This window comes from Microcoleus sp. OTE_8_concoct_300 (assembly GCF_031383065.1).
GTDB lineage: Bacteria > Cyanobacteriota > Cyanobacteriia > Cyanobacteriales > Microcoleaceae > Microcoleus.
The window spans coordinates 1-3,983 of sequence record NZ_JANMZH010000604.1 but is presented as its reverse complement, the minus strand read 5'-3'; the positions used below and the strand labels follow the sequence as shown (position 1 = coordinate 3,983).

The 3,983-nt window shown below is 44.0% G+C and carries 7 protein-coding genes and 1 pseudogene; 2 read left to right on the top strand and 6 right to left on the bottom strand.

Annotated features, from left to right (window positions below; all coding sequences use genetic code 11):
* Nucleotides 1-127: pseudogene (locus tag ACUVJL_RS27840) on the top strand (ATP-binding protein); the annotation flags it as partial.
* A gap of 64 nt (nt 128-191) precedes the next feature.
* On the opposite strand, the gene ACUVJL_RS27835 reads toward ACUVJL_RS27840, so the two are convergent.
* From ACUVJL_RS27835 to ACUVJL_RS27810, 6 genes are all read right to left on the bottom strand, one after another.
* A complete protein-coding gene (locus ACUVJL_RS27835) occupies nt 192-1,385 on the bottom strand; it encodes an RNA-guided endonuclease InsQ/TnpB family protein (RefSeq protein ID WP_445248804.1) in 1,194 nt (397 codons plus the stop codon).
* 18 nt (nt 1,386-1,403) lie between these two features.
* The gene (locus ACUVJL_RS27830) at nt 1,404-1,721 is read right to left on the bottom strand and encodes a type II toxin-antitoxin system HicB family antitoxin (protein ID WP_445248803.1); all 318 of its coding nucleotides are present in this window, start codon (nt 1,719-1,721) and stop codon (nt 1,404-1,406) included.
* A gap of 12 nt (nt 1,722-1,733) precedes the next feature.
* Nucleotides 1,734-2,054 carry an excisionase family DNA-binding protein gene (locus ACUVJL_RS27825; protein WP_445248802.1) on the bottom strand — a complete coding sequence of 107 codons (321 nt, stop codon included), beginning with the start codon at nt 2,052-2,054 and terminating at the stop codon, nt 1,734-1,736.
* A gap of 19 nt (nt 2,055-2,073) precedes the next feature.
* Nucleotides 2,074-2,358: a type II toxin-antitoxin system HicB family antitoxin gene (locus ACUVJL_RS27820; protein WP_445248805.1), complete on the bottom strand. Its 285-nt coding sequence runs from the start codon at nt 2,356-2,358 to the stop codon at nt 2,074-2,076.
* A 119-nt stretch (nt 2,359-2,477) separates the two neighbouring features.
* Entirely contained in the window at nt 2,478-2,852 is a 375-nt protein-coding gene (locus ACUVJL_RS27815) for a hypothetical protein (protein WP_445248801.1), read from the bottom strand.
* Nucleotides 2,853-2,928: 76 nt separating this feature from the next.
* The gene (locus ACUVJL_RS27810; RefSeq protein ID WP_445248800.1) at nt 2,929-3,198 is read right to left on the bottom strand and encodes a ribbon-helix-helix domain-containing protein; all 270 of its coding nucleotides are present in this window, start codon (nt 3,196-3,198) and stop codon (nt 2,929-2,931) included.
* A gap of 227 nt (nt 3,199-3,425) precedes the next feature.
* Here ACUVJL_RS27810 and ACUVJL_RS27805 point away from each other — a divergent pair.
* A partial coding sequence (locus ACUVJL_RS27805; protein WP_445248799.1) for a lyase family protein occupies nt 3,426-3,983 on the top strand: 558 nt, incomplete at its 3' end.

Genomic DNA, 3,983 nt, shown 5'->3' with positions numbered 1-3,983 from the left:
GGCGAGGGCTAGCGATCGAATTTTGAAGGTTGCTAGAACTATTGCTGATTTGTCGGGGGATGAAAGCTTGAAAACGAATCATGTGGGGGAGGCGGTGCAGTATCGGACGATCGATCGGATGCAGTAAGGCGGATGTGCGATGTTTTTCAAGTCTTGACACTCCCCGGCAGACCAGCGCGGGGATTCTTGATTCAGCCAGTCGATTTGCTCGTTGATGCTGCCACCAAAGAGTAGAGATCGGTCTGTCCCCAAGCGTTAATTTCGGTGTGCCCCACCGTATTTAAATTGATTCCCGCTGGCTTCAACCCTTTCGCCAAAATGTTGCGAGCTGCGTTGTGGTCGCGATCTAATACCGCACCACAACCGCAAATATGGGTTCGAGTTGACAGCGTTTTCTTAACCAGATTGCCACAATTTGAACAATCTTGGGAAGTGTACTGAGGAGCTACAGCAATCACTGTTTTACCGTATACTTTTCCAAAGTATTGCAACCATTCACCAAACTGTGACCACGCTGCATCACTAATAGATTTAGCAAGCTTGTGGTTCTTAACCATATTCCGCACCTGAAGCTCTTCGTAGGCTATAAAATCGCTAGATTTCACCGCGCACAACGCCGTCTTGATGGCGAAGTCTTTACGCTGCCTGCTGACCTTCAAGTGCTTTCTTCCTAACTTGTTGATCGCTTTTTTCCGATTGCCAGAACCTTTCTTCTTTCGAGAAACTTGCTTCTGCAATCTTTTCAAAGCTTTTTCACTTTTTCGGAGGTATCGAGGGTTAGAAACTGTCTCACCGTCACTGTCGGTATAGAAATAGTTCAATCCCACGTCTATTCCAATGACTTTACCAGTAGGAACAGATTCCTCTTTTCGCTCCACATTTATACAAAGTTGGGCGTAGTATCCGTCGGCACGACGCACAACTCTGATCCGTTTAATCTCGTCGGGCGCATAAAAATGCAAATCCCGAATACCGATCAACTTAAACTTTCCAGCAGCAAAACCATCCTTAAATGTTAGACATTTTTTGTCGGTGGAAAGTAGCCATCCTGATGTTTTGTATTCTACAGAACGAGTATGTTTTTTAAACTGCGGGTATCCCTTTTTTCCTGTTTTTTTGGCTTTGCAATTAGCGAAAAAACGTTGAATAGCAAAAATGGCACGTTCAGCCGAGGCTTGACGCGCCATTGAGTTAAGCTTGCCTGCCCATTCAAACTCTTTTGCCATAATGGCGCATTGTTTGTAGAGGTCAACCAGCTTAACTCCTTGATTTTCTGTCCAATATTTTAGAGTTTTGTTTCGGACAAATTGAGCCGTCCTAATCATCTCGTCAATGATTCGGTATTGGTGTGCTTTGCCTTTCAACTTGAACTCTAATGTTATCATGCAAACATCTTACCGCATTTACGAAAAACTGCGCTCACAAATCTGTATCTTTAATAATCCTTTACAATTTGTAGAGATTAAAGCCATCCTAGAAGGACGGGGCTTAGACCCAAAATTTTTGGTAAGTTGATATATTGCAGGTCGGTATTTTGGTTCGGGAATGGGTTTTCCTGCAGCTTTTGCAGCTTCCAGCCATGCTGTTTTAGCAATCTGTACTTCCTGCAAAGCTGATTCTGGGGTTTCGCCAAAAGCGGAACAGTATTTTAAATCAGGAATATCGGCAATGTAGCCTTCATCTTGGTTGCTGTAAAAAATATTGATGCGATAGTCTTTCATGGTTCATCATCCTTAATTTTGAGCTATATGGTGTATTCCAGCTTCGTAAAATCCTTCCTCTTGAAGAAATTGAGTTAATTCCTTAAGTCCTTGGCGACGCATCGCTTTCCGCTGTTCTCGATAAATGATTAAATCCTTAAATCGAATCCGCCGATGGGAACCTACTTTGATATAAAGAATTGCTCCTTCATCTAGCAACTTGACAAGAAATAGTCGCGATACATTCAGGATATCCGCAGCTTGCTGCGTCGTCAGTTGGCGATTGTGCAGAATCTCAAGCAAATACAGGGAAAACAGAAGACAACCATTAAATACAACAGCAAGTTTAGCCATATTTAAAATTGAATTAATCCTATTCCTCGTATAAACCAGCTTCTTCAGTCATATCGATTAGCTTATCTAATAGTTTACGGCGCTTTCTGTCGCGAGGTTCTTGATAAATAATTGTTGCTGGCAATGGTTTACCTTCAGCTTGGCAACTTTCGATTAGTAACTCTATTACCTCTCGCGCATTGTAGATAGCTTCTTCATAAGAATCTCCGTGAGTTACTGGTTGCATTACATCCTCAAATTCAGGCAAAAACACGACAAAGCATCGATCTTCTTCTGACCATTGGATAACAATTGTATATTTTATGGTTCTGTCTCCTCTGCTTCGATTTCCCTAAGCACCTCAATTGTTTCGTTAAAGTGGACAGGCGATCGCACCAAAGGGAATGACGCGATCGCACTCTTGAGCCAGGTTCGATCGATAGATTACTCCTTATCGAAGTAAAACCCGATGGTAACTCCCAGCAAGCTTGCTTGGGAAGTAATAATCAGGGGAATTAAATCCTTGAGTAACCCTTTATCAGAATTTGGAGTTAACGAGCTTACCCCCACTAAAGCAAAAGTCGTAACCAACGAGCCAGCAAATATGCCAAGCAAATAATTAGCTATTTTTGAGCGCGTTCTGTCTCGATTTTGTCTAACCCAATCTTCTACATCTTGGCAGACTTCCTTGCTAGGGGAAACGTTACTAATGTAGTTGTCAATATCTAGTTCGCCCGTCAAAACGATTTGCTCAAGAGTATCGTTATCATTAGGCTGGATATAGCTATAGTTGTGCGGATCGTACTGTTTTCTGTTCATGCTGGTGTTGATGGGGGTTTGTTTTTTCAAGGATTAATGAAGGATTAATGAATTGTTTAGCCCCCCGCAGCTTGCATTATCTAAATATTACTTCCCGCACTTCTTTGTCAGAATTTAGAAGTAAAACTTTAGACCCTTGTTTTATCTCTTTGTGAAGGTAAGCCTCGGTTGCAATAGCTTTCCGAAGCGCCTCAATTTGAGTTATCCCTTGGGTTGTAGCAAGCCATTCCAATAGTTCAGCAGCATCCGCCGATAAAGTGACGGACATCCGCTTAACATTTGGGGGACGCGGGGCTTGTCCTTTAGGAAAGCAAGCTTGTGTATTTTTGAATGGTCGTGCGTTCATTGGTGGTTTGGTTTTGAGGCTACACATCTATTATATACCTGGCTTTGTATTTTAAGGTGTTTTTTTTTCACCAATTTGGTGTTAAATATGCTGGTAGAGAAAAAAATGAGTCATTGGCTTTACCAAGCACAGCCACAGGTAAATAACCATTCAAATTCCCCATCCCGACTGAAGACGGAGGCCTCGCAGAGGTACAATAGGACGATCGCAATTCCCCAACTCCCACCGTGATAGAGCGCTACACCTTGCCCGAAATGGGCAACATCTGGACTGAAACCGCCAAGCTGAAAAGCTGGCTGCAAGTAGAAATCGCTGTCTGCGAAGCTCAAGCCGAACTCGGCTACATCCCCGCCGCCGCAGTCGAAGAAATCAAAGCTAAGGCTAATTTTGACCCGAAACGAGTCCTCGAAATTGAAGCCGAAGTCCGCCACGACATGATCGCCTTCTTGACAAATGTCAACGAATATGTAGGCGATGCCGGCCGCTACATTCACCTCGGCTTAACCAGTTCCGACGTGCTCGATACCGCTTTGGCGCTGCAATTAGTCGCCAGCGTCAATATCTTGTTAGAACGTGTCGAAGAATTGAGTCAAGCTATTCGCTATCAGGCTCAACAGCATCGCAATACCGTGATGGTTGGCCGCTCGCACGGAATTCACGCCGAACCCATCACCTTTGGCTTTAAACTAGCAGGATGGCTGGCAGAAGTGTTTCGCAACCGCGCCCGATTAGTGAATTTGCGATCGTCCATTGCAGTCGGCAAAATCTCCGGCGCAGTCGGAACC

Excerpts from the sequence above, each read along its gene's own strand:
- ACUVJL_RS27810 (WP_445248800.1), bottom strand. The coding sequence starts at position 3,198 with ATGAACGCACGACCATTCAAAAATACACAAGCTTGCTTTCCTAAAGGA.
- ACUVJL_RS27815 (WP_445248801.1), bottom strand. The coding sequence starts at position 2,852 with ATGAACAGAAAACAGTACGATCCGCACAACTATAGCTATATCCAGCCT.
- ACUVJL_RS27825 (WP_445248802.1), bottom strand. The coding sequence starts at position 2,054 with ATGGCTAAACTTGCTGTTGTATTTAATGGTTGTCTTCTGTTTTCCCTG.
- ACUVJL_RS27835 (WP_445248804.1), bottom strand. The coding sequence starts at position 1,385 with ATGATAACATTAGAGTTCAAGTTGAAAGGCAAAGCACACCAATACCGA.
- ACUVJL_RS27830 (WP_445248803.1), bottom strand. The coding sequence starts at position 1,721 with ATGAAAGACTATCGCATCAATATTTTTTACAGCAACCAAGATGAAGGC.